Below are 391 nucleotides of genomic sequence, written 5' to 3'. Positions count from 1 at the left end.
AACATATAACCAATTGTGACGTTTTCCCATTTTGAAACGCCATTAGGTTTGCAAAAATATGGCTCGTGGTAAGCCGTGAGGTTGTAGATTATTTTATGAATTACTGTGAAACAGTGTTTCAGCGTTATCAGGGAAAAGTGAAATATTGGATTACGTTTAACGAAATTAATGTGATGTCAACGAAACCTTGGATGGCTGGTGGTATTCAAGAAGATACTGAACAAGCTAGGATGACTGCTGCATATCATCAGTTTCTGGCAAGTGCTAAAGCGGTGCAACTTGCTCACGATATGAGTGGGGCATATCAAGTTGGTATGATGTATAACGGACATATTGCATATCCAGCCAGTCCCGATCCTGCCGACGTCACACGTACAACTCAATTTATGCA

At 40.7% G+C, this 391-nt stretch carries 1 protein-coding gene; it reads left to right on the top strand.

Features of this window, described 5'->3' with window-relative positions; translation table 11 throughout:
* Positions 1 to 95 precede the first annotated feature (95 nt).
* Positions 96 to 391, top strand: a 296-nt coding sequence (locus tag ACF91D_RS32275) for a family 1 glycosylhydrolase (RefSeq protein WP_392438783.1), incomplete at its 3' end; no start/stop codon positions are given.

This window comes from Staphylococcus sp. 231237_7MaSpsaltlick, from assembly GCF_043107035.1.
Note: the sequence above shows the minus strand (reverse complement) of the source record. Positions and strands in the feature narration are given on the sequence as shown.